Here is a 26,475-nt window from a genome sequence, read left to right as displayed (position 1 = left end):
GCTCGGGACGGGTGCCTGGACCGGAAAGAGGCAGAGCGCAGCGGCGCCTCTCTTCCTGCCCAGGCACCCTGCCCGTCGGCGAGACGCGGGGGTGTGGGGGCAAGGCCCCCGCATCAAGAAAGACCCTATTCCGGGAACTGCTGAGTAAATGGGTCCTCAGATGTTTTCGATCCGGAATCCGCTGGCTGGGCTGGATCAGCCTCAATGATCAGTTGCAAGACCTGATGCTCGCTCATCGGCTTTGGGTGGTCGTCGCGCGAATTAACGTGATTAGACGAAATTTGGTTCAATATCTCATAAGAAAATGCCAAATATTTCTTAACATCCATTCGATATTGTTCAACTTTTTCAATCACTTTATCATTTGTTGTATTGTCAATTTTGCTCGCAATATTAAAAAAACCAGCCGCAGAATTCACTGCGTGGAGGTAATACCAAGCAACTGGTGTTGGTACATTATATATGGCGTTACTATTATAGTATTCTACGCCAATTTCACCACCAAAATAGCCAATTGCCACTTTGTCAGCGGGCATAAAGCGTTCTATTCGGCTTATGTACCCGAGAAGAACTGCAGCACTCACGCGTTCAGTTCGGTAATTTATGAGATTTTCCTTTTTATTCAAAATATCAATTTCTTCGTTTCTCTGATTTTTTTGGTGGATCTGATTTATGATTACGCCGGAAACACCGATGATTGCTGTAATCAAAGCGACGACGCCAGCAGCAAAGGTCTGAAATTTCTCAAGCGTTGGCGGGGCCTTCTCCACTATTGCCCAGCCCACCAATCCCACCAGGATAATAAGAAACAGTGTTATGGCGATTGCCTTAACTATCCCTGCATTCACCGCTTAGTTCCCTCGCAGAGAAGACTTCGAAGCGTGTTCCAGGGGGCGCCCCATGCCCCTTGATATACACGCAAGCAGTGTTTCACCCGCTGCGCAAGCGGTCGTTGCACAGGCTCTACCCCATGCCCCTACCTGTGCCCCTCACCCTGTCCCTGCACCCTGCCGGAAGACCTCGCCCAAGCGCCTCCGGCATGCGTCCCGGAACATGGCCGGGCGGATCCTCGGTGACGGCTGGCGGGTCCGGAATTGCGGCCGCAAGACCATCGGTCACAGGGCTACACTCCATGATAGCGGCGGCGTAGCGCATTTCGGAGGTGTCGAGACCTGCGGCTCCGTGTGGGTCTGCCCGGTCTGCGCCGCGAAGATCACCGAAGGCCGCCGCTCCGAGATCGATGCGGTTCTAAGCGCCCACCGGGAAGCTGGCGGCGTGGCGTACATGGCCACCCTCACCCTGCCCCATTACGCCTTCCAGGCGTGTGCCCCGCTCCGGTCTGCCGTCTCGACCGGCTGGCGCAAGGTGAAGTCCGGCAAAGCCTGGGTCGAAGCCCGCGAGCGGTACGGCTGGATGGGCGATATCCGCGCCCTGGAAGTCACCCACGGTAAGAACGGCTGGCACCCTCACCTGCACGTGGTGCTGTTCTTCGAGCCGTGGGCAACGAAGGATGACGCCTACGGGTTGGCGGGCTGGATCTTCGACCGGTGGCGGGCCGCTATCGAGCGCATGGGGCTCGGCCGATGCAGCGCCGATGCCTTCGCCTTCGAGCCGGTCAATCTCGACCAGGGAGCGGCGGACTACGTGGCCAAGTGGGGCGCGGCGCTGGAACTCACGAAGGCGCATACGAAGCGCTCCAAGAACGGCAGAACGCCGTTCCAGATCCTCGCCGATCATATCGGCGACCGCTCCCCGTCCGACGCCCGCCTGTTCCGCGAGTATGCGACCGCCTTCAAAGGGACTCGCCACCTGACGTGGAGCCGCGACCTGCGGCGCCGGTATGCCCTGCCCGACGCGCCAGAAGACGAAACGCTCGCCAAGGCCGACCTCTCGAAAGAGACGCATCGCGTGACGATCGATCGCGACGTGTTCGATGCCGTCGTCGCCAAGCGCCTGACGGCAGACGTGCTGGTCGCCTTCGAGACTGGCGGCCTCGACGGCGTGACCGCGCTCCTCACCCACCACGCAATCCCCTGGCGCCTATCCGAGGCACCAGGGCTCAACCGGTGCCCCGTTCCGGTGATCACCGGGCCTGCCCCAGGGCAACGCCCAGGGTCGGCCCGGGGCGATCCACCGGGACAGGCACCATGGCCGGGGTGCCGCAGAAATCCTGGCTTCTCACCACCACGAACTGAACCGAGAGAGGTACACAATGTCCACGGACACTCTGATGCATACCGACGACGACACCGCACTGATCGCTGAGCGCATCAAGCGGGCGCGCACCGAGGCTGGCATGTCTCGCAAGGCACTCTCCGACGCGACGGGGATTTCCGCCCGTACTATCGAGCGCATCGAGAACGGCGAACAGGAGGTGACCGTGCAGCGGGTCAAGCTGCTCGCCACGGCCACGGGGAAGTCCGCCGCGTGGCTCCAGGGCGACGAGAAGCCGGACGATGAGGTTGACGAATTTCCTGCCCCGGCGCCCAAGCCCGACCCGTCGCGGCGCTCCGAGCCACCCGTCCCTCCTACGACGGCGGATGTTTATGCCTCGCTTCGCATGATCGACACCCTGCGCTCGGAGGGGTTCGACGGCACGATCCGTCAGGCCATGGCGACCTGCGATCAGGTCCGATCCATGCTGGCTTATCAGGAGCCCGCGGCGCTGGTGGAAATCGCCAGCTCCCGAGGTATCGACCGGACCACCTTCCCAAAGGCGCGGGAGATCCAAGAGCGCCTGGAAAATGCCCCTGAGGCCGGTCACCAGGACTGCGCGGCGATTCAAGAGAGGATCATTGATACCGCCATTCTCGGCGTGGACCTGCACGTGGTCTCGCCGAAGGCTCTACAGGACATGGCGAAGTCGTCTGGCCTTGAGTCCGATGGATGGCTCGGATGGTCCAATGACAATGCGCTGATCGAGGCGGTACGCCCAACCGCGCGGCGCATGGCATTTGCTGACCAGCTTCCCGACGATCTACGGGACTTCATGTACGCGCTGTGATCGATATCCGGTGCACCGGCGGAAGCCGGCCCACGTCATATTGTGGGCTGGCTTCTACTCGTTCACACCTAGAGGGTGAATTCGGGGTTGCATGATCACATCACTTCAGGCAGATTTTTCGTCATGAATGATGATGACATCTTCCCCGCGAACCACTCTTGGGGCGGTCTCTCTGATCGACCGCTTCATGAGTCGTTCAAATTGGCGAGAGAGGCCAAGGGGTACTCAAAGGCCTACCTCTCTAAGCTAACAGGCATCAGTCAGAATTCGCTGATGAAATACGAGAATGGCGATGCTGAACCGCCACTAAAAAACGCGGTGGTTATCGCACAAGCCCTGGAGATAGATCCCCGCCGGTTGTTCGATCGAGTGTGGTACGTCCACAAGATGGGTAAGGACGAGAACAAACAAGAAGAATCGTACTATTCGTTCACTCGACATTGGCGACGAGTCGATGACGCGGATCGTGAAAATAATCAGTTCAAAGACCCGCGTTTTCGAGAAGTATTATCATTATTGAAAGAAATTGATGAAGAGCATGATGCAATAATAGATCACCAAGAACACTATTATAATCAATGGGCTTATTACGCTGGGTTAGTTTACAATCCCGACGAGTTAAATTCATTCTTAAAAGAGAATGGAGATAGTCCGGAGGCCCGCTATTTCCGGAACTCAAGTCGCAACAAAAAGGAGGAAGACAACTGTGATTAGAAAAGAATAACGGCCCGGGCATGAAGCCCGAGCCGTCTGTCTAACCTGTCTGCTCCGAGACCGTTGGCCCGGTCTCCGCAACCATCCAAAAAGGATAGATCGCATGAAGCTCACAGAGCGAAAGACTACTGAATCTCCCGCTATCGGGCAAGCGTTGAGCCTGGACGTACGACGTTGTTCCGGAGGCGTCACTGTTGAATTCTGGTTCTCCGAAGCAGTCCTTCGGGACAGCGTCAACCTGCTTTGCAAGTTCATAGCTATCGCCCATGCGGCGTCCGAAGCGGCAAATGACAACATCCGCCAAGAAGAGCGTCGCGAGCGCGATCACCAGGACGCCAAGCGTCGGTCAATGCATCGTCGGCGCCTGTTGATCGTTGGGGCGGCTTTGTTCCGATTTTGGCGGCGCCGGAACCCGTCCCCTGACGAATGGGGAGCGCATTTGGATGAGCAAGCCGCGATCCATGGCATCAGTCGCCCTGCCTTGGTCAGTATCACCAAGCTGCACGAACGAAGGGCGAAACGGCGTCTCAATGACATTCGCAGGGCCGTCGCCCTAAGCATGGCCCTGCGCGGTGCGTCAGGCACTGAAATAGGCCATCGCCTTGGCGTTGGCGCACGCGCGGCCAACAAATTGGTTCGAGCGGAACTTGATCGTCGGAACCAAACCGTCCGAAAGGCGGCATGATGCGGTTCCAACGTTCCTGTAACGTTCTTGTCGATGGTTCCCCGTGGAGAACACGGGGAACCTATCCCTCTGAGCAATATACATTATGCGCGTTGCCTCTAGGCAGACACACCCGTCTTTCCTCAGCCGCGCTCCCTGGTTAGTCTCGCGCCCGACATGACCGACAGCGCACCCACTCCCGATCCCGCCCCAGATCTCTCGGAAGAACTCTCCGACGCCCTGGCGGCCCTGCCGGACGAGCCTGCCATCGCGCGGCTGATCGCCGTCATGGCGAAGCTGCGCGATCCCGACGGCGGCTGCCCGTGGGATCTGGAGCAGAATTTCGAGACCATCGCGCCCTATACGATCGAGGAAGCCTACGAGGTCGCCGAAGCGATCACCCTGGGCGACATGGCCTCCCTGCGCGACGAGCTCGGCGATCTGCTGCTGCAGGTGGTCTATCACGCCCAGATGGCCCGCGAGCTCGCGCCGCAGGACGGCGCCTTCGATTTCGAGGACGTGGCCCGCGGCATCGCCGACAAGATGATCCGCCGCCACCCGCACGTCTTCGCCGGCGCCAGCGTCGAGGATGCCAAGGCCCAGACCGACGCCTGGGAGAAGCAGAAGGCCGTCGAGCGCGCCGCCAAGGCCGCCGCGGAGAACCGGACGGTCTCCGTCCTGGACGGGGTGTCGAGCGCCCTGCCCGCGCTGATGCGGTCGCTGAAGCTGCAGAACCGCGCCGTGCGCGCCGGCTTCGACTGGCCCGACATCGACGGCGTGTTCGACAAGATCGACGAGGAGCTGGGCGAGCTGCGGGCCGAGGTCACCGGGGCCGACAGCGACGATCCGGCGCGCATCGAGGACGAGGTCGGCGACCTGCTGTTCACCGTGGTCAACCTGGCCCGGCGGCTGGACATCGATCCGGAAACCGCGCTGCGCCGCTGCAACGCCAAGTTCGAGCGGCGATTCCGCTTCATGGAGGACGGGCTGGCCGCCGAGGGCACCCCGATCCAGAGCGTCGGGCTGGACGAGATGGAACGCCACTGGCAGCGCGCCAAACAGCGCGAGAAACGCTGACATATCGGTTGAACAATCCCTCACAAGACACAGATATCGAATACGAAAAGGAGGATGAAAATGGCGAAGACGGTATTCATCACCGGGGCGACCAGCGGCTTCGGCAAGGCGACCGCCAAGCGGTTCGACGCCGAGGGCTGGCAGACCGTGATCTCCGGCCGGCGCGGCGAGCGCCTGGAGGCGCTGAAGAAGGAACTGAAGAACCCGTCCCACAGCATCGTGCTCGACGTGCGCGACAAGGACGCGGTGCTGGGGGCGGTGGACGCCCTGCCCGCCGCGTTCTCGCCGATCGACGTGCTGGTCAACAATGCCGGCCTGGCGGTCGGGCTCGAGGGCGCCGATCAGGTCGACCTGGCCGACTGGGACCTGATGGTCGACACCAACATCAAGGGCCTGATGTACTGCACCCGGGCGATCCTGCCGCAGATGGTGGAGAACGGCTACGGCCACGTGGTCAATATCGGCTCCATCGCCGGCAACTGGCCCTATCCGGGCGGCAACGTCTACGGCGCCACCAAGGCCTTCGTGCGACAGTTCTCGCTGAACCTGCGCGCCGATCTGGTCGGCAAGAACATCCACGTCACCGACGTGGAGCCGGGCCTGGCAGAGACCGAGTTCTCCGAGGTTCGCTTCAAGGGCGACAAGGACAAGGCGGCGGCCGTCTATAACGACGTCGACCCGATCCGCCCGGAGGACGTGGCCGACGCGGTTTTCTGGACGGCGACGCGGCCGAAGAACATCAACGTCAACCGCATCGAGATCATGGCCGGCGCCCAGGCCTTCTCGCCGTTCAACGTGGTGAAGGGGCTGAAGTAGCCGACGCGCCCGGCAGGGTCGCAGCCGTTGGTGTCAGGGTCCCGGCCCGCCCCCGGACCTGATCCGGGGATCGACCGGGACCCGGTTCGGGTGCGCGACAAAGCCCTGGACCACATCCTGAGATCGGCCGGAACCAGCCGGCGGACACCGTTAACGACCCGAGCGCGCGGCGGCGAACGCCCCTACCGCTTCCCCCCGGCTTTCCTGTATGGTGCGCCCCCAAACATAAGGAGGCGATCATGGGATCGGCACGGGTGTTCATCGACGGCGAAGCGGGTACGACGGGTCTGCAGATCCGCGAGCGCCTGCTTGCCCGTCGTGACATCGAGCTGATCTCCCTGAGCGGCGCCGAGCGCAAGGACGCCAAGGCCCGGCGCGACGCGCTGCACGCCGCCGACGTGGCCATCCTGTGCCTGCCCGACGACGCCGCCCGCGAGGCGGCCGCCCTGGCGGAGGGAGCGGACGTCAAGCTGATCGACGCCTCCACCGCCCACCGCACGGCCGACGGCTGGGTCTACGGCTTTCCCGAGTTCCGGGCCGGCCAGCGCGAGGCGGTGATCGGCGCCGACCGGATCTCCAATCCCGGATGCTACTCGACCGGCGCCATCGCCATTCTGGCGCCGCTGGTCGCCGCCCACCTGCTGCCGGTCGACTATCCGGTCACCGTCAACGCGGTCTCGGGCTATACCGGCGGCGGAAAGTCCCTGATCGCCCGGTACGAGGCCGCGGGCGAGGCGGGGTACAAGCCGGATCCGTTCTGGAACTACGGCCTGACCCTGAACCACAAGCACGTGCCGGAGATCACCCGCTGGACCGGGCTCGGCCATCCGCCGATCTTCCAGCCGTCGGTCGCCCGGTACGCTCAGGGCATGCTGGTGAGCGTGCCGCTGGCCCTGTGGTCGGTGGAGAGCGGGCCGACCGCCGCCGCCGCCCACGAGATCCTGCTGTCCCAGTATGCCGACACCCGCTTCGTGCGCGTCGCCCCGCTGGGCGAGGCCGAGGGGCTGAAGGAACTGGACCCGCAGGCGCTGAACGGCACCAACATGCTGGAGATCTTCGTCTTCAGCGACGAGGAGACCGGCCGGGCGGTGATCACCGCGCGTCTCGACAATCTGGGCAAGGGCGCGTCCGGCGCCGCCGTCCAGAACATGAACCTGCTGCTCGGCATGCCCGAGGATGCGGGGATCGAGGCATCCGCCGCGGCCTGACCGCCGCCTGAAGGGGTCTTCCATGTGGGTCAATGACGGCCAGGACCCGATCTACGCCGCCTTCTGGCGCTCGCTGGTCCTGTTCCTGGCCGTCGTTCTCGTGCTGATGCTGGCGCAGATCGCCCCGGTGTTCCTGGAGGGGCGGTTCGGCGGCAATTCGGCCGTGGGGTACCTGATCGTCTACCTTCTGGGGTTTCCCATCGTGGCCATTGCCGTCTCCGCCCTGTCGGCGGCGGTGTTCTACGGCATTCCGGCGGTGCGCCGGCTGACCGGCCGTCTGCCCTACCCGGTGCTGATGCTGCAGCCGCTGCACATGGTCTCGGGCGCGGTGTTCTTCCTGGTCTTCGTGCGGCCCTGACGGCCGCCGCTCAAACGCGAACGGCCCTCCTCCCGTCACCGGAAGGAAGGGCCGCAAGGATGCGTCTGCCTGCCCTGGAACGACCGGGCTGGAACGACCGGGGATCAGGCGGCGCTGCTCTTGTCCTTCTCGCGCACCGAGGTATAGGCGACGGCGCAGTGCTGCGAGCAGTACGGCCGGCCCGGCTCGACGGTGGAGCCGCAGAAGCTGAAATTGTCGGTCTTCGGGTCGCCGATCGGCCAGGAGCAGGTGTTGCGGTCCCACTGCTCCAGGGTCAGCGGTACGGCGCGGCGGCGCTGGATCGGGCGGTCGTCGAGCTTCGGATTGGCGCTGCGCACGATCGGCGACTGGCGCTTCGGCAGGCCCATGCGGTGCACCTTGCCGACCACGGCGTTGCGCGACACTCCGAGTTTCAGGCCGATCTGCGTGATCGACAACCCCTCGCCCCACAGCGCCTTGAGCTGTTCCAGGCGGTCGTCGGTCCACACGCTCTGCGAATTGTCGCCCATTTCTGCCTCCTTGCCGGCCGGTCCAGGGCGAACGGTCGCATTCGACTCGTTTCACCCACATCTAGTGGCTAACTGGCAAGAGGCTACGTGATCTGGGGTCACCCGACAAGCGCGTTCACCAGATCTGGCGTAAATTGCTGTGGATAACACAAGAAATTGTTGATTCGCCGCGACTCGTTGATGTCCCTGCCCCGGCGGCCGAGCAACTCCGGGAAGGAATCGGGGCGGGATTCCTATAGCACGATTCGCGAATCGCCCGGAGCGGAAATCCGGGCGATCGGGTTGTAACGCACTGGAAGGATGCGGATTTCCGGTCGCGAGACCGGCTTGCACCAGGCCGGCTTGGCTCAGCCCCGGCCGGCGGCCACCTTCGGCGCGGCCAGGCGGCGGTTGCGCTCGCGGATCAGGTAGTCGACCAGGGCCTGGGGCGCCGACACGCCGGCCGCCGCCTCGGCGTCCGGATTGTAGTTGGTGTTGGTGTTCACGTCGTAGACGAAGGGGCGGCCCTGGGCGTCGCGGGCGAACTCCACCCCGGCGATGTCGATGCCGCCGTCGGCCAGGAAGCGCTCGATGGACGCCTGGAAGGCGGGCTCCACCGCGTTCTCCACGACGGTGAATACCGGGCCGCCGGTGGCTTCCGCCTCTTCCGGCGCGCAGACATCGGCCGGGCACAGCTCGAAGGTGCCGCCGGTGTCGATGCGCACGGCGTAGAACAGTTTGCCGCCGATGAACTCGGCCCGGGTGACGCTGCCGTCGGCGGTGGCGATGTAGTCCTGCAGCAGGGTGATGCCGTCGATGGAGCCCTGCAGGGTGCCGGCGGCGGCGCGCTCGACCACCTCGCGCGCATCCTCGAAGAGCTGGATGCCGAGGCCCTTGCCGCCCCGGTTCGGCTTCACGATGACCGGCCCCTCGTCCCAGAGCTTGGCGGCCTCGGCGACCCTGGCGTCGCCCAGGGCGGCCACGGTGCGCGGCACCGGCACGCCGGCGCGCTTCAGCTTGGCGAGCTGGGCCGCCTTGTTGACCTCCAGGGAGATGGCACCCGAGCCGTTGATCACCGGCCGGCCATGGGCCTCCAGCCAGGCGATGACGGCTGAGGCGTATTCGGGGGAGTAGCGGTGGCCGCGGCTATGGGCCGACGCGCTCATGCGGTTGTAGAACAGGCCCGCCGGCGGCTCGGCCGCCAGATCGATGGCGCCGTCCGACAGGTCGAGATCGACGAACGCCTCGCCGCGCACGGCAAAGGCCCGCTCGAAGGGCGGCAGCCATTCCGGGTTCTCGTGAATTACGTGGATCGGCTGATCGGTCATCGCGGGCCCTCCCAAATCCTGTGGCGCCCGTTCGGGCTCGCCAAGAAATGGGACACTGCCGCGCGGCCGCAACCGCCCGGAACCGGAAAGCCGGGAAGCGGTGAGATGCCGATGGGGCGTTAATAAAATCGTGTCCATCGCTCAAATTCGCGGGTTCGCCGTTTGAAGATCTAATCGTTTTCCGAGTCATCTATTAACGGAGTACCAATTGCTCTAAGAGATGGCGCATCTGGTACGTTGAAATCGGATGAGATTGATGATTTGGGATTCTGCTCCATGGAAGGATGGGCTTCTGAAAGACGCCGACATTCTGCAACGGTGGGCAATGCAATCGTCCAGGCCATCGCAGCAAGGAGTAATTTTTGAAAAAAAGATCTTCCTATCTGCTTATGCGATGAGGAAACTATTGGAGGCTAGAAAAATTTGTACAGCGTTACATCGGAAGCCAATAGTGTTCAGCGTTTACGAGCGAAAAGAATCATTTATAACGCCACTGAACTGGGACAAAATAGAAATTCACTACGAGCTAGATTTTCCTAAACAAAGCAGCCGGACAATTTGGTGGTTATTCGATCAAATAATTCATAGTCACATATTTTTGCTGGATATCGACAATCAAAATTATATTGATGGGTTTTTCATCTCCTCAGACAAGGAAAAGGAAAAATCTCTAAATAAAATTGATCTTACTAGTTTTTTAGAAATAATGAGAGAAATAGGTACGGACTACCCAAGCAACGGTCGTCATTGGGTTGATGAAAATGGCAAATGGCAGCAAATTGACACATGTCCAAAACATCCATTCAATAAGTAACCATTACCACTTAGCGCTATGCATTGGAAAGCTACTGAAAATCCACGCTATTTTTTTTGCTTTTATACAAACTTCTCCATTATTTATTGAGCGGAGATAATCTCCAACATACTTCCCTGTCCACTCGCGCCGGCTCAACTGCCCTCAATCCGGCAGCGGACAGCCCATGAAGGCGCCGATCAGCTTGATCTGCTCGTCCAGCATCGGCTTGCCGAAATAGATCGGATGGCCCTTGGCCTCCGCGCGTTTCAGCAGTTCGGTATGAACCGGGGTCATGATGATCTCGCTGACCGCCGTGCCGGCCGACAGCCTGTCCACATCGACCGGCAGCGCGTCGCCGTCGTGCAGGCCGAGCGAGGTGGTGTTGATCACCACGTCGTAGCCCGCCGGATCCGCATCCGCCGCCACGCCGGAGACCGACGTGCCCGGGAAGGCCGCCTGCACCCGCTGGCCCAGGGCCTCCGCCTTGGCCACGGTGCGGTTGGCGAGGACGATCTCCGCCGCCCCGGCCTCGGCGACGGAAAAGGCGATCGACATCCCCGCCCCGCCGGCGCCGAGCTGCAGGACCTTCTTGCCGGCGAAGTCGAAGCCGGCCTTCCGCATCCCGGTGACGTAGCCCTTGCCGTCGAAGTTGTCGCCCAGCATGCGGCCGTCCTCGGTGAAGCGGATGGCGTTGACCGAGCCGACCCGCTCGCCGCCGGGGGCGAGTTCGTCGCACAGATCGGCCATCGCCACCTTGTGCGGCACCGTGACCGTCAGGCCGTGGAAGTTGCGGGTGACCTTGAGCGCTTCGACGACGGTGGCCAGGTTCTCCGGCGTGACGTCGAGCGGCACCAGCACCGCGTCGATCCCCGCCGCCTCATAGGCCGCGTTGAACACCTGCGGCGCGCGCACATGGTCGGTGGGGTGGGCAAGAATGCCGTAGACGGCCGTCTTGCCCGTGATGTCGAGGGTCGGCATCCGCGCTCAGCCGATCAGAAGTTCACCATGTCGCCGCCCTTGAGCGCCAGCATCTCGCGGGCTTCCGTCGGGGAGGCGACTTCGAGGCTCAACTCCTCGATGATGCGGCGGATCTTGGCGACCTGCTCGGCGTTCGACTTGGCCATCTTGCCCTTGCCGATGAACAGGCTGTCCTCCAGGCCGACGCGGACGTTGCCGCCGTTGATCGCCGCCATGGTGGTGAAGTTCATCTGGTGACGCCCGGCCGCCAGGACCGACCAGTTGTACTGGTCGCCGAACAGCTTGTCGGCGGTGCGCTTCATGAACATCAGGTTCTCCGGATCGGCGCCGATACCGCCCAGGATGCCGAAGATCGTCTGCACGAAGAGCGGCGGCTTCACCAGGCCGCGGTCGAGGAAGTGGGCCAGGTTGTACAGGTGGCCGACATCGTAGCACTCGTACTCGAACTTCACGCCGTGACCTTCGCCCAGCTCCTTAAGGACGTACTCGATATCCTTGAAGGTGTTCCGGAAAATGAAGTCGCGGCTGTTCTCCAGGAACTTCGGCTCCCACTCGTGCTGGAAGTCCTTCATCTTATCCAGGATCGGGAACAGGCCGAAATTCATCGAGCCCATGTTCAGCGAGGTCATCTCCGGGCTGGCCGCCACGGCCGCCGCCAGACGCTCCTCCAGGGACATGCCGTGACCGCCGCCGGTGGTGATGTTCACCACCGCGTCGGAGTTCTGCTTGATGCGCGGCAGGAACTCCATGAACGCCTTGGGGTCCGGGGTCGGGCTGCCGTCGGGATTGCGGGCGTGCAGGTGCAGGATGGAGGCGCCGGCCTCGGCCGCGTCGATGGCCTGCTGGGCGACCTCGTCGGCGGTAATCGGCAGGTGCGGGCTCATGCTCGGGGTGTGGATCGACCCGGTCACCGCACACGTGATGATCACCTTGTTCTGCTTCGCCGCCATGGTTTCCTCCGTCTGACCGGCTTCTCGTTTTCGCGCGCTACGGTAGCGGTTCGCGGCGGGCCGTCAAAGGCCTGTAAACACTGTGCGACGGAATTACCGGCAGACCCCGTTGAGGGAAGTACAGGTGGCCACCTGATCCCCAAATCAGCCCCCTCACGGAGACATCGAAGATGACCACCCGGATCAAGGCCCTCGCCCTCGCCGCCGCTCTCGGCACGGCGGTGATCGTCCCCTCGCTTGCCATCGCCCATGGCGACGGCCCCAAGGACGGCAAGCGCGCCGAGTACATGGAGATGCGCTTCCAGCAGATGGACGCCGACAAGGACGGTAAGATCACCGCCGCCGAGATCGAGTCCTTCCACGCCGCCCGCTTCGCCGCCGCCGACGCCAATGGCGACGGCAAGCTCAGCCTGGAGGAGATGGACGCCGCGCGCGCCGAGCAGCGCCAGGAGCGGTTCGGGCGTATGATCGCCAAGCTCGACAAGGACGGCGACGGTCAGCTCAGCGCCGAGGAGATGCCGATGCGCGGCGAGCGGATGATGAAGCTCGACACCGACGGCGACGGCGCCGTCTCGCTCGAGGAGATGAAGGCGGCCAAGGGCCATCACGGCCCGAAGCACTAAGGTCGGCGTACGGACCTGGAGCCAGCACGGGAGGCGGCAGCTTGACGGATCGAAGCCAGGAGGACCCGGATGCGGCGCTCATGCCGCGGGTCGCCGACGGCGATTCGGCCGCCTTCCGCCTGCTGGTGGACCGCCATGCGGACCGTCTGCTCGGCTTTGCCCAGCGCATGCTGGGCGACCGGGCGACCGCGGAGGACGTGGTGCAGGACACCTATCTCTCTCTCTGGCGCAAGGCCGGCGACTGGACGCCCCAGGCGCGGGTCTCCACCTGGCTCTACCGGGTCGCCCGCAACGCCGCGCTGGATCGGCTGCGCCGCCTCAAGCCGACCGTGGATCCGGAGGATGTCACCCTGATCGACAGCGGCCCCGCCCCTGATCGCGGGCTCCACGACGCGGCGACCGCCGACAAGGTGCGTACCGCCCTGGACGCCCTGCCCGAACGCCAGCGCGCCGCCATCGTGCTGGTACATTACGAAGGCCTCTCCGGGGCCGACGCCTCCGCCGCCCTCGACATCTCGGTCGAGGCGCTGGAATCCCTGCTGGCCCGGGGTCGCCGGACGTTGCGCCAGGCCCTCGCCGATCAGCGCGCCGAATTGTTGGGAGAAGTCCGATGACACAGAGCAACATCACCAAGGCCCGGGTCCTGGCGCTGGTGGAGGCCTATGGCGGCGATCCCGCCCGCTGGCCGGATGCCGAGCGCGAGGCAGCGGTGGCGCTGTTGTCCGGCGACCGGGATCTGGCCCGCGCCGCCGACGAGGCGCGCCACTTGGACATGATGCTCGACGCCCTGCCGGTGCCGCAACCGAACCCCGCCCTGCGCGTGGCGCTGAAGGACATTCCGGAGCGCGGCAACCCGCTGTTGGCGCTGATCGCCGGCTGGGTTGGCCTGTGGCGCCCGGCCGCCGGCCTCGCCGCCGCCGCCGTGCTCGGCATCGTCATCGGTGCGGCCAACCCCGAGCTGCCCCTGCCCGGCTTCCAGAGCACGACGACGGCGGTCGTGGCCCAGGCGACCGGCGATACCGACACCTATTCCCTGGCCGCCGCCTCGGCGGTGGGCTTCGCCACCCAGGACACGTTCTGACCCTTGCCCGATCCTATGCCCGACCCCTGCAAGCCTGACCTGAACCGAGATCCGACATGACACGCACCCGCTGGCTGATCCTCCTCCTCCTCGCTTCCCTGGGCGTGAACCTGTTCATCGGCGGCCTCGCCATCGGCCGCTGGGTCGATCACGGCTGGGGCGGGCGGGGCGGTCCGGGCCATTTCGCCGGCCCGCCGCCGGACGGGCCGGGCCCGCGCTGGCTGCGCCGCATGGTCGGCGAGGACGGGATCGACACGGTGCGCACGGTCTGGCAGCGGCACGAGGCGACCATCGACCCGCTGCGCCGGGACGCCGACGCGGCGCGCAGCGCCGTCGCCGACACGCTGTCGGCCGATCCGTTCGTGCGCGCCGATTACGAGGCGGCACTGGGCCGGATGCGGGCGGCCAGGGACCGGATGGAGACGGCGGTGCACGCGGCGATCACCGACGTGGTGACCTCGATGACCCCGGAACAGCGCCACGCCTTCGCCGAGCGCGCCCGCGCCTGGGCCGACCGGCACAAGGGCCCGCCGCCGCCCAGCGACTGAGGCTTCGGCACGGCTCGGATCATCTCCGGGGGCTCATGCTGCCCCAACGCCTGGGAGGTCCCGAAACGAGTTCGGGATGACGATAGTTGGAGAAGTAATGAGCGGTCCGAAACGACCCCGATCTGTATCGGGACAGGATGACGGTGAGAAGGATCGCGCGCTCACACCGTCGGAACCGGCCCCACCACCTGATCCCGCAGCGCCCGCCACCCGGCCTCGTCGGCCGCGGCGATGATGCCGCCGCCGAGCTGCCCCGGCCGGTACGGGGTGCCGTCGACGCAGGCGGAATAGCCGCCCGCCTCGCCGTGGATCAGCAGACCCGGGGCGTGGTCCCAGGGCATCTTCTTCCAGTACACCGCATAGTGCCAGCGGCCGGTGGCGAGCTGGATGTAGTCGTAGCCGGCACAGCCGCGGCGGTGGTGCCGGTCGCCGAGCACCACGTTGGCGCGTTCGCGGATGCCCGGACGCACCTCCTCGGGGAAGAAGCGGAAGTTGAAGGAGCCCTCCATCGCGTCGATCCCGGCCGCCGGGGCCACGCGCAGGCGCTCGCGTCCGGCCTCGCTCAGCATCCAGGCGCCCTCGCCCTTGGCGGCGACGGCGGTGCGCTTCTCCACCGGCTGGTTGATGGCCGACGCGAGGATCTCGCCGCGATGGGTGAGCGCCACCATGACGCAGAAGCGGTCCTTGCCCTCGGCGAAGTTCTTGGTGCCGTCGACCGGATCGACGATCCACACCGGCGCGTCGCCGTCGATCAGCCCCAGCAGCGAGCGGTCCCGCTCCACCGACTCCTCGCCGATCACGACCGAGCCGGGATAGAGATCCGGCAGCAGCTCGACCAGCCGGCGCTCGGCCGCCTCGTCGGCGACGGTGACCAGGTCGGTCGGACCGGTCTTCTCGCGGATGTCGCCGTCGTCCAGGTTGCGCCAGCGCGGCAGGATCTCCGCCTCGGCCACCTCGGTAAGGGTGGCGGCCAGCCGGTCGAGGTCGACGGATGTCATCGGCGATTAGCTCCGTAGGAACGAGAAAGGGCCGGACACACGGCCCGGCCCTTCCCTAACACGAGTGCGGCTGGCTCAGAAGTCCATGCCGCCCATGCCACCCATTCCGCCCATGCCACCCATGTCGGGCATGCCGCCGCCACCACCGGCGCCCGCGGGCTCCGGCTTCTCGGCGACCATGGCCTCGGTGGTGATCAGCAGACCGGCGATGGACGCGGCGTCCTGCAGCGCTGTGCGCACGACCTTGGTTGGGTCGATGACACCGGCCTTGATCAGGTCCTCGTAGGTGTCGGTGGCGGCGTTGTAGCCGAAGGTCACCGACTTCTGCTCGAGCAGCTTGCCGACAACGACAGACCCGTCGGCACCGGCATTCTCGGCGATCTGCCGGCACGGGGCCTGCAGGGCGCGGCGCACGATGTCGATGCCCATACGCTGGTCGTCATTGGCGTATTTCAGCTTGTCCAGGGCACGGGTGCCGTAGAGCAGCGCGGTGCCGCCGCCGGCGACGATGCCTTCCTGGACCGCGGCGCGGGTCGCGTGCATCGCGTCGTCGACCCGATCCTTGCGCTCCTTCACCTCGATCTCGGTCGCACCGCCGACGCGCAGAACCGCCACGCCGCCGACCAGCTTCGCCAGACGCTCCTGGAGCTTTTCCTTGTCGTAGTCGGAGGTGGTCTCCTCGACCTGCGCCTTGATCTGGCTGACGCGGGCCTGGATGTCCTTCTTCTTGCCGGCGCCGTCGACGACCGTGGTCTCGTCCTTGGTCAGGGTGACGCTCTTGGCGGTGCCGAGCATCTTGATGTCGACGGTCTCAAGGTTGATGCCGACATCCTCGGACACCACGGTGCCGCCGGTCAGGACGGCGATGTCCTCCAGCATGGCCTTGCGGCGATCGCCGAAGCCCGGGGCCTTCACCGCCGCGACCTTCAGGCCGCCGCGCAGCTTGTTCACCACCAGGGTCGCCAGGGCCTCGCCCTCGACATCCTCGGCGATGATCAGGAACGGACGGGACGAGCGCGCCACCTGCTCCAGCAGCGGCAGCATCGGCTGCAGGCTGGACAGCTTCTTCTCGTGGATCAGGATCAGCGGGTTTTCCAGCTCGCAGATCATCTTGTCGGCGTTGGTCACGAAGTACGGCGACAGATAACCGCGGTCGAACTGCATGCCCTCGACGACGTCGAGCTCGGTGTGCAGCGACTTGGCTTCCTCGACGGTGATCACGCCTTCCTGGCCGACCTTGTCCATCGCCTCGGCCAGCAGCTTGCCGACATCGGCGTCGCCATTGGCGGAGATCGTGCCGACCTGAGCGACTTCGCTGGACGACTTGATCTTCTTGGAGTTGGCCTCGACGTCCTTGATGACGGCGGTGACGGCCATGTCGATGCCGCGCTTCAGGTCCATCGGGTTCAGGCCGGCGGCGACGGCGCGCACGCCCTCGCGGACGATGGCCTGGGCCAGCACGGTGGCGGTCGTCGTGCCGTCACCGGCAAGATCGGAGGTCTTCGAGGCCACTTCGCGCACCATCTGCGCGCCCATGTTCTCGAATTTGTCCTTGAGCTCGATGTCCTTGGCGACGGTGACGCCGTCCTTGGTGATGCGCGGGGCGCCGAACGACTTGTCCAGCACCACGTTGCGGCCCTTGGGGCCGAGGGTCACCTTGACGGCGTTGGCCAGCGTGTCCACGCCCTTGAGCAGGCGGTCGCGGGCATCGACGTCAAACTTCACGTCCTTAGCAGCCATTTTCTATCTCCGTAGTTCGTTTGCCGGTTGGCGGCAGGGTCGGTCGGGTCGGACGCGGCGGATCGGCCGCAGCCTGTTCAGCCGCAGCCGGTTCAGCCAACCACACCCATGATGTCCGACTCCTTCATGATCAGTACGTCCTTGCCGTCGATCTTCACCTCGGTGCCGGACCACTTGCCGTACAGGACGGTGTCGCCCTTCTTCACGTCGAGCGACACGACCTTGCCGGACTCGTCGCGCGCACCGGCGCCGACGGCCACGACCTTGCCCTGCATCGGCTTTTCCTTGGCCGTGTCGGGAATGATGATCCCGCCGGCGGTCTTGGTGTCACTCACCAGCGGCTCAACGACAACGCGGTCATGCAGCGGACGGAATTTCATGGGGCTTCCTCCATGGCTCGGCAATGAAAACGGCGGGTGTTAGCACTCGCCGTGAATGAGTGCCAGGGGTATGGCGACTTAACCTATTTCTGTCAACCGTTCGGCCTCAATCGAGGCGCTGAAACCGCTCTCCGAAGCGCTTTTCGGCCCGCGCGAGGGTGCTGGGATCGAGCCCGACGGTGATCTTGGAGCCGGTGTCGTCGTCCACCCGCTCGATGATGTCGCCGTGGCTGTGCAGCCAGGCGGTGATCTCGCCGTCGGCATAGTCCACATGCAGGGTGACGACCCGGTGGTCGGCGGACAGGAAGCCGTCGATCGCCGCGATCAGGTCGCCGATCCCCTCTCCGGTCACCGCGGAGACGCAGACCGTCTCGCCGTTCGACCGGGCGACCTCGTTGCGCAGGGTGATGCGGCGCTCCTCGGGCAGCCGGTCGATCTTGTTCAGCACGTCGAGCATGCGGCCCGGCCGGGTGGTCTCGTCGATCCCCAGATCCTCGAGCACCGCCAGCACGTCGCGCTTCTGCGCTTCGGTATCCACATGGGAGATGTCGCGCACATGCAGCACCAGTTCGGCCTCGGTCACCTCCTCCAGGGTGGCGCGGAAGGCGGCCACCAGGTGGGTCGGCAGGTCGGAGATGAAGCCGACCGTGTCGGACACGATCACCGTGCGCCCGCCCGGCAGGTCGATCCGGCGCATGGTCGGGTCCAGGGTGGCGAACAGCAGGTCCTGCGCCATCACCGAGGCGCCCGACAGCTTGTTGAACAGCGTGGATTTGCCGGCGTTGGTGTAGCCGACCAGGGCCACGATCGGGAACGGCACCCGGCGGCGCGCCTCGCGGTGCAGCTCGCGGGTCCGCTTGACCTCCTCCAGCTCGCGCTTGATGCGGGTGATGCGGTCGCCGATCAGCCGGCGGTCGAGTTCGAGCTGCCGCTCGCCGGGACCGCCGAGGAAGCCGGCGCCGCCGCGCTGGCGCTCCAGGTGGGTCCAGGACCGCACCAGACGGGAACGCTGGAAGGTCAGCGAGGCGAGCTCGACCTGGAGGCGGCCCTCGTGGGTGCGGGCGCGGGCACCGAAGATCTCGAGGATGAGCTGGGTGCGGTCGATGACCTTGACGTTCAGCCCCTTCTCCAGATTGCGCTGCTGTCCCGGGGTCAGGGCGTGGTCGATGACGATGACCTCGACCTCCATCGCCTCTGCCAGCGCCTGGAACCGCTCGATCTGGCCGCCGCCGAACAGGGTGCTCGGGCGCGGCCGGTTCACGGTCAGCACCTCGCTGTGGACGGTCTCAAGGTCGATCGCCGCGGTGAGGCCGACGGCTTCCTCCAGGCGTGCCTCGGGATCGCGGACACCGGGCGTGTCCTCGTCCTTCGACGGCAGACGCGGATGCAGCACGATGGCGCGGGTCTTACCCAAGGCGGGTTCCTCCATGCGGGGCCCACCTCACCTCACTCTTTCCCCGGTTCTGTGGCGGGGCCAAGATCAGCCGTGTGCTGGAGCGCGTGGGAGTCCCATCCAGCGCTCCAACATGTGGATGACCGAGCCCCGGATCAAGTCCGGGACGACGCGAGGACCGTTCTGACCCGTACCGGGTCATGCCGGTCAGCTGTCGCCGCTGTCCTCGCCGGGCTCGAACAGGCTGACCGGATGCTGCGGCATGATGGTCGACACCGCGTGCTTGTAGACGAGCTGGGAATGGGCGTCGCGGCGCAGCAGCAGACAGAAATTGTCGAACCACGTGACGATACCCTGGAGTTTGACACCGTTCACGAGGAACACGGTGACGGGCGTCTTGTCCTTACGGATCTTGTTGAGAAAGACATCTTGGACGCTCTGGCTCTTTTCTGCGGCCATGGTTTTTTCCTTCGCTCCTCAATCGGCTCGTCCGCGCGGGCGGTGGCACCACCTCTTTCGCAGATGCGAGATCAGTTGCAAAGATATACCGTGAAATCGTTGCGACTCAACCGCGTAGCGCGCCAAGAAGCCCATAACAGTCAAAAAGCTGCATTGCGGGCGGACAGTCGCTCAGATCCTCGGGGTGCGGAACCTCCGGATGCACCAGCACCGGCACGCATCCGGCGGCATGCGCGCTGGCGAGATCGACCGCGCTGTCGCCCACGAACCACACGCTGGGACCGGCCGCGACGCCTGTGCCCTCCAACGCCATGTGAATCGGATCGGCCGCCGGCTTGTCCTTCGGCGCGTCGTGCGAGCCGAGGATCCGGTGGAAATACCTGTCCCAGCCGAGATGCGCCGTCTCCAGGCGCAGGTAGGTCCCCGACTTGTTGCTGACCACGCCCATGGGGATGCCCTCGGCGGCCAGGGCGTCGAGCAGCTCGACCGCGCCGGGCAGCGGCCGCAGGGTCTCCAGATGGACCGAGGCGAAGCTCTCGTAGAACTTCTTCGACGCATCCTCCCAGCGCTCGCCGAACAGCTTGGGAAAGCTGTCGCGCATCGAGAGCTTGGCGTTGGCCCGCACCTGCAGCTCGTCCCAGGGGTCCAGGCCGTACTCGGTGAAGGTGGCGGACAGCGCGCGGGTGATGCCACCCCAGTTGTCCACCAGGGTGGAGTCCCAGTCGAACAGGACCGCGTCGGGACGCGGCAGTCGCTTCACGCGGTGGCCCCTTCCCCGGCGGCGTATTCCATGTAGCTGTCGCGCAGGCCGCGCGACAGGGTGCCGGCCTTGCCGTTGCCGATGACCACGTCGTCGATCTGGGTGACCGGGGTGACGAAGGCGGTCGCCGATGACGCGAAGGCCTCGCGCGCCTTCTTGGCCTCGTCCACCGAGAACGCCCGCTCGACGTATTTCAGGCCCTGGCGCTCGGCCAGCTTCAGGATCGACAGCCGGGTGATGCCGTTCAGGATGTCGTTGGTCGCCGGCCGGGTGACCAGCTCGCCGTCCTGGGTGACGATCCAGGCATTGCTCGACGTGCCCTCGGTGACGTTGCCATCCGCGTCCACCTGCCAGGCCTCGAAGGCGCCGTTTTCCCGCGCCTCCTGCTTACCCAGAATGTTAGGAAGAAGCGATACGGACTTGATATCGCAGCGTTCCCAGCGGATATCCCGGATCGTGATGACCTTGACGCCGTTCTCCACCGTCTCCTGGCTCGGCATGCTGATCCGCTTGGCGGTCAGCACGATGCTCGGCTTGGCATTCTTCGGGAACGGATGGTCGCGCTTGGCGACGCCCCGGGTGACCTGCATGTAGACCAGCCCGTTGCGGATCCGGTTCAGGCGCACCAGCTCGCGCATCACCGAGCGCAGGGCGCCGCGGCTCATCGGATGGGCGATGCGCAGCTCGTCCAGCGAGCGGTCCAGCCGGTCGAGATGCGGCATCTCGTCGACCATCACGCCGTTCTGCACGAGAACCACCTCGTAGACGCCGTCGGCAAACTGGTAGCCGCGGTCCTCGACATGGACCTCGGCATGGGAATGGGGAAGGAAACGGCCGTTCACATAGGCGATCCGGGACATGGGACCTCCGGCTGGGCAGGGATGGGAGACAGGACGGACTTAAGGGGTATCTAGAGCAAATCAAGATCGGATGGAAGCATCTGATCTTGTGAATTTGCTCTATCTTCAACCAATTAGAGCACGATCGGTTAAGATCGAAGCGATTGTGCTCTAGAAGAAATCGAGACGGACGGCGAACAGTTTCTCGACTTTCTTCACCGCTTCATAGGTGGCGAAGACGACCACCCGGTCGCGGGCCTGCACCACGGTGTCGGCGCGGGGCACGATGACCTCCTCGCCGCGCACGATGGCGCCGACGATGACGCCGTTGGGCAGCCTGGCGTCCTTAAGCGGATGGCCGACCAGCACCGAGGTCTCCAGCGCCTCGGCCTCGATCACCTCGCCGAAATCCTCGCGCAGGGAATAGACGCTGCGGATCCGGCCGCGGCGCACATGCTGCAGGATCGTGGAGACGGTGATCGCCCGCGGGTTTACCACGGCGTCTATGCCGAGCTGGGTGATCAGCGGCGCGTAGGTCGAGGCGTTGATCAGGGCGACGGTACGCTTGCAGCCCGAGCGTTTGGCCAGCAGGGAGCTCAGGATGTTGACCTCGTCGTCGTTGGACACGGCAACGAAGGTCTCGGTCTGCGAGATGTTGGCCTCTTCCAGGATCTCCGGGTCCAGCACGTCGCCGTTCAGCACCATGGTGCGTTGCAGCGACTGGGCGACGGAGCGGGCGCGGGCGCGGTTGAACTCGATCACCTTGGCGTTCACGCCGTGATGCTCGCGCTCGATCTCCTCGGCCAGGGTCAGTCCGATATTGCCGCCGCCGGCGATGATGACGCTGCGCGCCTCCGGCTCCTCGTGGCCGAAGCTGGCGAGCGCCCGGGACAGGTGGCGGCTGTCGCAGACGAAATACACCTCGTCGCCGGGCAGCATCTGGTCCTCGGCCTTCGGCACGATCGCCCTGCCCTCGCGCAGGATGCCGACGATCACCACGGCCAGGTCGGTGAACAGCGAGGTGAGCTGGCGCAGCGGCGTGTGGATGATCGGCGTGGTCTCCTCGCAGCGCACGCCGACCACGCGGACCTTGCCGTCGGCCATCGGCACCACGTCGAGCGCGCCAGGCACCTGCAGCCGGCGGCCGATGGCGCGGGCCACCTCGCGCTCCGGCGAGATGATCACGTCGATCGGCATGTGCTCGCGCGAGAACAGGTCGGCCCAGATCGGCAGCAGGTAGTCCTGGTTGCGCACCCGGGCGATCTTGGTCGGCACGTTGAAGATCGAATGGCCGACCTGGCAGGCGACCATGTTGACCTCGTCGCTGTAGGTCACCGCGATCAGCATGTCGGCATCGCGCAGGCCCGCCTGCTCCAGCACGCTGGGATAGGAGGCGAAACCGGCGATGGCGCGCACGTCCAGGGTGTCGCTGAGCTTCTGGATCAGCTCCGGCGACTGGTCGATGACGGTGACGTCGTTGTTCTCGCCGGCGAGATGCCGGGCTATGCTGGTGCCGACCTGGCCGGCGCCGCAGATGACGACTTTCATCGGGCGATGACTTTCATGAGGGCGTCAGCCGGTCTGCCGGACCGGCTTTTCCGCCTGCTGCAGGCCGAGGGACTTGAGCTTACGGTGCAGAGCCGAGCGCTCCATGCCGACGAAGGAGGCGGTGCGCGAGATGTTGCCGCCGAAGCGATTGACCTGGGCCAGGAGATACTCCCGCTCGAAGGTCTCGCGCGCCTCGCGCAGGCTGAGGCCCATGATCTCGCTGCCCTTCTCCCAACGCAGCGCCGCCGGGGTGGCCGAGCCGATCTCCGGCGGAAGCTGGTCGGCGCGGATCGGATCGCGAGCGCCGCCGCCGGCCATGATCAGCATCCAGTCGACCACGTTGCGCAGCTGGCGCACGTTGCCCGGCCACTCATAGGCCTGCAGGGCCGCCACCGCATCCTCGCCCAGGGGCCGCGCGATCATGCCGCTGGCCTCGGCCGACAGCGTGACGAAATGGCGGGCCAGCATAGGCACGTCCTCGCGCCGCTCGCGCAGGGGCGGCACGCGGATCGGCACGACGTTGAGCCGGTAGAACAGATCCTCGCGGAACCGCCCGGCGCTCATCTCCTGCTGCAGGTCGCGGTTGGTCGCGGCGATGACCCGCACGTCGACCTCGACCTCGGTGTCGCCGCCGACCCGGCGGAACGACTGTTCCTGAAGCACGCGCAGGATCTTGCCCTGGGTCTCCAGCGGCATGTCGGCCACCTCGTCCAGCAGCAGCGTGCCCTTATGGGCCAGCTCCAAGGTGCCGATGGTGCGCGGCTCGGCGCCGCCCGGCTCGGTGCCGAACAGCTCGGTCTCCAGCCGGTCGGGGGTGAGCGTGGCGCAGTTAAGCACGACGAACGTGCCGGTGGCGCGGCGCGAGCGCTCGTGGATGCGCCTGGCCACGATCTCCTTGCCGACGCCGGCCGGGCCGGTGATCAGCACGCGGCTGCCGGTCGGCGCCACCTTCTCCACGGAGGCGCGCACGGTGTTGATGCCGGCGGAGATGCCCACCAGGTCGCCGCCGGTGCCGGTGCGCTTCTTCAGGTCGTCGTTCTCGCGCCGCAGCCGGGCCGCCTCGATCGCGCGCTGCACCATGAACAGCAGCCGGTCGGCCTTGAACGGCTTCTCGATGAAGTCGTAGGCGCCCTTCTTGATCGCGGTGACGGCGGTCTCGATGGTGCCGTGGCCGCTGATCATGATCACGGGCAGGCCGGGATGGTCGCGCTGGATGGCGCTGAGGATGCCGAGCCCGTCGAGTTCGCTGTTCTGCAGCCAGATATCCAGGATCACCAGGGACGGCATGCGCCGGCGGATGACGTCGAGCGCCTCGGTCGAATTCGCCGCCTGCCGGGACTCGTAACCCTCGTCCTCGAGGATATCGCCGATCAGCATCCGGATATCGGCTTCGTCGTCGACGATCAGGATATCATTGGCCATGGTATGCCAGAGCCGGGTTGGTTTCGTTGAGGACCGTGGGCGGCGTCGAGAATATCAGACTAACCGCTGCGCCGCCTTCCGGACGGTCCCGGAGTTCTATCGAACCGCCGTGATCTTCCATGATTTTCTTCACGATGGCCAGCCCGAGGCCGGTCCCTTTCTCGCGTGTGGTGACATACGGCTCGGTCAGCCGGTCGCGCTCAGTGTCAGGCAAACCGCGGCCGTTGTCTGCGACAGTTGCCACAATGGCATCACCTCGTGGCTCGATTGTGACCGTGATCGATCCCGGTGCCGCGCCCTCGCCTTCCGCCTGCTGTCGGCTCTCGATCGCATCCACCGCGTTCTGCAGCAGATTGGTCAGGGCCTGGCGGATCTGCCGCGAATCGCAGCGCAACGTCACAGGCTCGCCGCCGGTTTCCACGGTCAGCGACACCCCCGGCCTGGCGCCGCGCTGCAGATCGGCCGCCGCGCTCACCAGGTCGCGCAGGTCCTCGTCGCGCATCACCGGCGTCGGCATCCGCGCGAAGGACGAGAACTCGTCGACCATGCGGCCGATATCGCCGACCTGGCGCACGATGGTGTCGATCATCCGCGCGAAGGTCTCCGGGTCGGACTCGATCTCCTTCAGGTATTTCCGGCGCAACCGTTCGGCCGACAGCTGGATCGGGGTCAGCGGGTTCTTGATCTCGTGGGCGATCCGCCGGGCCACATCGGCCCAGGCCGCCTTGCGCTGGGCGGAGAGCAGTTCGGTGACGTCGTCGAAGGTCAGCACGTAGCCGGAGATCACCCCGTCGGAAATCTCCGCCGTCAGCCGGGCGTGGAAGGTGCGGTGATCGCCATTGTCCAAGGTCATGGCGATCTGGTCGGTCGCCTCGCGCCAGGGGCGCTGCGCCACCTCGGCCATCAGCGGATCGAATTCCGGCAGGGTCTCGGCGAAGGTGCTGCCGAGCTGCTGCTCCAGGTCGATCCCGAGCAGCCGGCTCGCCGCCCGGTTCGGCAGGTTGATCCGGCCGTCGTCGTCCAGCCCGACCACGCCGGAGGACACCCCGCCCAGCACCGCCTCGGTGAAGCGGCGGCGCTCGTCGAGCTGGGTATTGGCGTCGACCAGTTCCTCGTGCTGGGACTCGAGCTGCGCCGTCATGCGGTTGAAGGCGCGGGTCAGGCTGGCGATCTCGTCCAGACCGACGCCGAGCGGCACCCGCACCGACAGGTCGCCGTGGCGCACCCGCTCGGCCCCGTCGATCAGCGAGCTGACCGGCCGGACCAGACGGTCGGCCAGCAGCAGCCCGACCCAGATCGCGGCCAGCAGGATCAGCAGCGCGACCAGGGCGAAGACGATGGCGAAGGTGAGCTGGAAGTCCTGGCGTCGGCCCTCCAGCGCCTCGTACTGCGAGACCGCCTGCTGGGTGTCCTCCACCCGGGCCAGCAGGGCGGGATCGACGAAGCGGCCGACGAACAGGAAGGTGTCGACGATCTGGTTGAGGGCGACCAGCGCGCGCATGCGGTCGTCGTCCTCCGAGGTGATGATGACCACCTCGCCGCGGCGCGCCCGTTCCAGCGCGCTTTCCGGCACCGGCTCGAAATCGAAGGCGAAGGACAGGCCGGTGCGGGCATAGACCCGGCCGGACCCGTCGAACACCACCGCCTCGGTCAGGTTGCGGACCGCCGCCTGGGCGGTGATGACCTGCTCGAAGCGGCGGCTGTCGGACAGCAGGAACGGCGCCTCGCGGTTCAGGTCGTTGGCCATGGCCAGCACGTCGCCGCGAATGGTCTGACGGTGCTCCTCCAGATAGGCCTCGGCCACCGCCGCCGACTGGGTGACCGCCGTCGAGACCCGCTCGCTGAACCAGCCGCGCACCCCGAGATCGAAGAACACGGCGGAGAACACCGAGACGATCAGCGTCGGCGTCACCGCGATCAGGGCGAACAGCACGGCCAGGCGCAGATGCAGCCGGGCGCCGGCCAGCCCGCGGCGCCGCTCGATCCAGATGCGGATGAGCTGGCGCACCACCAGCGCGCCGAGGCCGAGCAGGAAGGCGATGTTGAAATAGACGCAGAGCAGGACGACGTCGGGGGCCGGCCCCTCGGTGCCGGAGCGGGTGATCACGATCGCTGTCGCGGCGCCCGACAGGATCGCCAGCAGGCTGAACAGGACCGCGAGCTTGCGTTCCAACGCGACGCGCCGGGCCCAGCGCCGGAAGGCGAGCCACAGGGTCAGGCGCGGCGGTTCCGGCTGTCCCTCGGTAAACGGGGCCTCGGTGAACGGGGATGTATCGGTCATTGTGCCGTCGCGGTGGTCTCAC

At 65.5% G+C, this 26,475-nt stretch carries 28 protein-coding genes; 13 read left to right on the top strand and 15 right to left on the bottom strand.

The annotated features are described in order from the left end of the window. Positions 1–125 precede the first annotated feature (125 nt). A complete protein-coding gene (locus tag BLS34_RS25235; protein WP_139189050.1) occupies positions 126–848 on the bottom strand; it encodes a hypothetical protein in 723 nt (240 codons plus the stop codon). A gap of 205 nt (positions 849–1,053) precedes the next feature. On the opposite strand from BLS34_RS25235, the gene BLS34_RS01690 reads away from it, so the two are divergent. The 8 genes from BLS34_RS01690 (at position 1,054) to BLS34_RS01660 (ending at position 7,841) form a co-directional block, all read left to right on the top strand. Further along, positions 1,054–2,265 carry a protein rep gene (locus BLS34_RS01690; protein WP_139189049.1) on the top strand — a complete coding sequence of 404 codons (1,212 nt, stop codon included), beginning with the start codon at positions 1,054–1,056 and terminating at the stop codon, positions 2,263–2,265. Then, positions 2,231–3,004, top strand: coding sequence for a helix-turn-helix domain-containing protein (locus BLS34_RS01685; RefSeq protein ID WP_175474060.1), 774 nt, complete (start codon positions 2,231–2,233; stop codon positions 3,002–3,004). Before BLS34_RS01690 ends, BLS34_RS01685 begins: the two co-directional genes overlap by 35 nt. 123 nt (positions 3,005–3,127) lie before the next feature. Continuing rightward, positions 3,128–3,718, top strand: a complete 591-nt coding sequence (locus tag BLS34_RS01680) for a helix-turn-helix domain-containing protein (RefSeq protein WP_093147663.1) — start codon at positions 3,128–3,130, stop codon at positions 3,716–3,718. Positions 3,719–3,821: 103 nt separating this feature from the next. Continuing rightward, entirely contained in the window at positions 3,822–4,403 is a 582-nt protein-coding gene (locus BLS34_RS25230; protein ID WP_139189048.1) for a hypothetical protein, read from the top strand. A gap of 156 nt (positions 4,404–4,559) precedes the next feature. Continuing rightward, positions 4,560–5,459: a nucleoside triphosphate pyrophosphohydrolase gene (gene mazG / locus BLS34_RS01675; protein ID WP_175474059.1), complete on the top strand. Its 900-nt coding sequence runs from the start codon at positions 4,560–4,562 to the stop codon at positions 5,457–5,459. Between the two features lie 60 nt (positions 5,460–5,519). Beyond that, entirely contained in the window at positions 5,520–6,275 is a 756-nt protein-coding gene (locus BLS34_RS01670; RefSeq protein WP_093147661.1) for an SDR family NAD(P)-dependent oxidoreductase, read from the top strand. Between the two features lie 239 nt (positions 6,276–6,514). Then, complete coding sequence (gene argC / locus BLS34_RS01665) at positions 6,515–7,483, top strand: N-acetyl-gamma-glutamyl-phosphate reductase (RefSeq protein ID WP_093147660.1); 969 nt, start codon at positions 6,515–6,517, stop codon at positions 7,481–7,483. Between the two features lie 22 nt (positions 7,484–7,505). Further along, positions 7,506–7,841: an ACT domain-containing protein gene (locus BLS34_RS01660; protein ID WP_028794829.1), complete on the top strand. Its 336-nt coding sequence runs from the start codon at positions 7,506–7,508 to the stop codon at positions 7,839–7,841. A gap of 104 nt (positions 7,842–7,945) precedes the next feature. Here the strand turns inward: BLS34_RS01660 and BLS34_RS01655 are convergent, their stop codons facing one another. Beyond that, complete coding sequence (locus tag BLS34_RS01655) at positions 7,946–8,350, bottom strand: GcrA family cell cycle regulator (protein WP_028794830.1); 405 nt, start codon at positions 8,348–8,350, stop codon at positions 7,946–7,948. A gap of 347 nt (positions 8,351–8,697) precedes the next feature. Beyond that, positions 8,698–9,657, bottom strand: coding sequence for an ATP-grasp domain-containing protein (locus tag BLS34_RS01650; protein ID WP_093147657.1), 960 nt, complete (start codon positions 9,655–9,657; stop codon positions 8,698–8,700). Between the two features lie 256 nt (positions 9,658–9,913). Between BLS34_RS01650 and BLS34_RS25225 the strand changes: the two genes are divergently transcribed. After that, a complete protein-coding gene (locus tag BLS34_RS25225; protein WP_139189046.1) occupies positions 9,914–10,471 on the top strand; it encodes a hypothetical protein in 558 nt (185 codons plus the stop codon). Positions 10,472–10,615: 144 nt separating this feature from the next. Here the strand turns inward: BLS34_RS25225 and BLS34_RS01645 are convergent, their stop codons facing one another. Then, a complete protein-coding gene (locus BLS34_RS01645) occupies positions 10,616–11,431 on the bottom strand; it encodes a shikimate dehydrogenase family protein (protein ID WP_093147656.1) in 816 nt (271 codons plus the stop codon). Positions 11,432–11,445: 14 nt separating this feature from the next. Beyond that, positions 11,446–12,381, bottom strand: coding sequence for a 3,5-dioxohexanoate:acetyl-CoA acetone transferase (kce, locus tag BLS34_RS01640; protein WP_028794833.1), 936 nt, complete (start codon positions 12,379–12,381; stop codon positions 11,446–11,448). Positions 12,382–12,551: 170 nt separating this feature from the next. On the opposite strand from kce, the gene BLS34_RS01635 reads away from it, so the two are divergent. The 4 genes from BLS34_RS01635 to BLS34_RS01620 are packed head-to-tail and all read left to right on the top strand — an operon-like array spanning position 12,552 to position 14,633. Further along, positions 12,552–13,004: an EF-hand domain-containing protein gene (locus tag BLS34_RS01635; RefSeq protein WP_093147653.1), complete on the top strand. Its 453-nt coding sequence runs from the start codon at positions 12,552–12,554 to the stop codon at positions 13,002–13,004. Positions 13,005–13,045: 41 nt separating this feature from the next. After that, complete coding sequence (locus BLS34_RS01630; RefSeq protein WP_093147651.1) at positions 13,046–13,618, top strand: RNA polymerase sigma factor; 573 nt, start codon at positions 13,046–13,048, stop codon at positions 13,616–13,618. Beyond that, entirely contained in the window at positions 13,615–14,085 is a 471-nt protein-coding gene (locus BLS34_RS01625; RefSeq protein WP_093147649.1) for a hypothetical protein, read from the top strand. The genes BLS34_RS01630 and BLS34_RS01625 overlap by 4 nt, the downstream gene beginning before the upstream one ends. Positions 14,086–14,141: 56 nt before the next feature. Beyond that, positions 14,142–14,633 carry a periplasmic heavy metal sensor gene (locus tag BLS34_RS01620; RefSeq protein WP_093147647.1) on the top strand — a complete coding sequence of 164 codons (492 nt, stop codon included), beginning with the start codon at positions 14,142–14,144 and terminating at the stop codon, positions 14,631–14,633. Between the two features lie 161 nt (positions 14,634–14,794). Here the strand turns inward: BLS34_RS01620 and BLS34_RS01615 are convergent, their stop codons facing one another. From BLS34_RS01615 to BLS34_RS01570, 10 genes are all read right to left on the bottom strand, one after another. Then, positions 14,795–15,631 carry an inositol monophosphatase family protein gene (locus BLS34_RS01615; protein WP_093147645.1) on the bottom strand — a complete coding sequence of 279 codons (837 nt, stop codon included), beginning with the start codon at positions 15,629–15,631 and terminating at the stop codon, positions 14,795–14,797. A 75-nt stretch (positions 15,632–15,706) separates the two neighbouring features. Beyond that, entirely contained in the window at positions 15,707–17,371 is a 1,665-nt protein-coding gene (gene groL / locus BLS34_RS01610; protein WP_028794837.1) for a chaperonin GroEL, read from the bottom strand. 92 nt (positions 17,372–17,463) lie between these two features. After that, the gene (locus tag BLS34_RS01605; protein ID WP_028794838.1) at positions 17,464–17,751 is read right to left on the bottom strand and encodes a co-chaperone GroES; all 288 of its coding nucleotides are present in this window, start codon (positions 17,749–17,751) and stop codon (positions 17,464–17,466) included. 106 nt (positions 17,752–17,857) lie between these two features. Then, on the bottom strand, positions 17,858–19,180 hold the full coding sequence (gene hflX / locus BLS34_RS01600; protein WP_093147643.1) for a GTPase HflX: 1,323 nt from the start codon (positions 19,178–19,180) through the stop codon (positions 17,858–17,860). Between the two features lie 171 nt (positions 19,181–19,351). Next, positions 19,352–19,603, bottom strand: coding sequence for an RNA chaperone Hfq (hfq, locus tag BLS34_RS01595; protein ID WP_028794840.1), 252 nt, complete (start codon positions 19,601–19,603; stop codon positions 19,352–19,354). A gap of 106 nt (positions 19,604–19,709) precedes the next feature. Beyond that, entirely contained in the window at positions 19,710–20,363 is a 654-nt protein-coding gene (locus BLS34_RS01590; protein WP_093147641.1) for an HAD family hydrolase, read from the bottom strand. After that, a complete protein-coding gene (gene dat, locus BLS34_RS01585; RefSeq protein WP_028794842.1) occupies positions 20,360–21,223 on the bottom strand; it encodes a D-amino-acid transaminase in 864 nt (287 codons plus the stop codon). Before dat ends, BLS34_RS01590 begins: the two co-directional genes overlap by 4 nt. A 150-nt stretch (positions 21,224–21,373) precedes the next feature. Continuing rightward, a complete protein-coding gene (gene trkA, locus BLS34_RS01580; RefSeq protein ID WP_028794843.1) occupies positions 21,374–22,750 on the bottom strand; it encodes a Trk system potassium transporter TrkA in 1,377 nt (458 codons plus the stop codon). A 24-nt stretch (positions 22,751–22,774) separates the two neighbouring features. Continuing rightward, on the bottom strand, positions 22,775–24,172 hold the full coding sequence (gene ntrX / locus BLS34_RS01575; protein WP_028794844.1) for a nitrogen assimilation response regulator NtrX: 1,398 nt from the start codon (positions 24,170–24,172) through the stop codon (positions 22,775–22,777). After that, positions 24,162–26,453 (bottom strand): sensor histidine kinase NtrY-like, encoded by a 2,292-nt coding sequence (locus BLS34_RS01570; protein ID WP_093147638.1) that lies wholly within the window; start codon positions 26,451–26,453, stop codon positions 24,162–24,164. Before BLS34_RS01570 ends, ntrX begins: the two co-directional genes overlap by 11 nt. Positions 26,454–26,475: the final 22 nt, after the last annotated feature.

Source organism: Thalassobaculum litoreum DSM 18839, from assembly GCF_900102465.1.
Taxonomy (GTDB): domain Bacteria; phylum Pseudomonadota; class Alphaproteobacteria; order Thalassobaculales; family Thalassobaculaceae; genus Thalassobaculum; species Thalassobaculum litoreum.
This window is presented reverse-complemented; position numbering and strand designations above follow the sequence as displayed.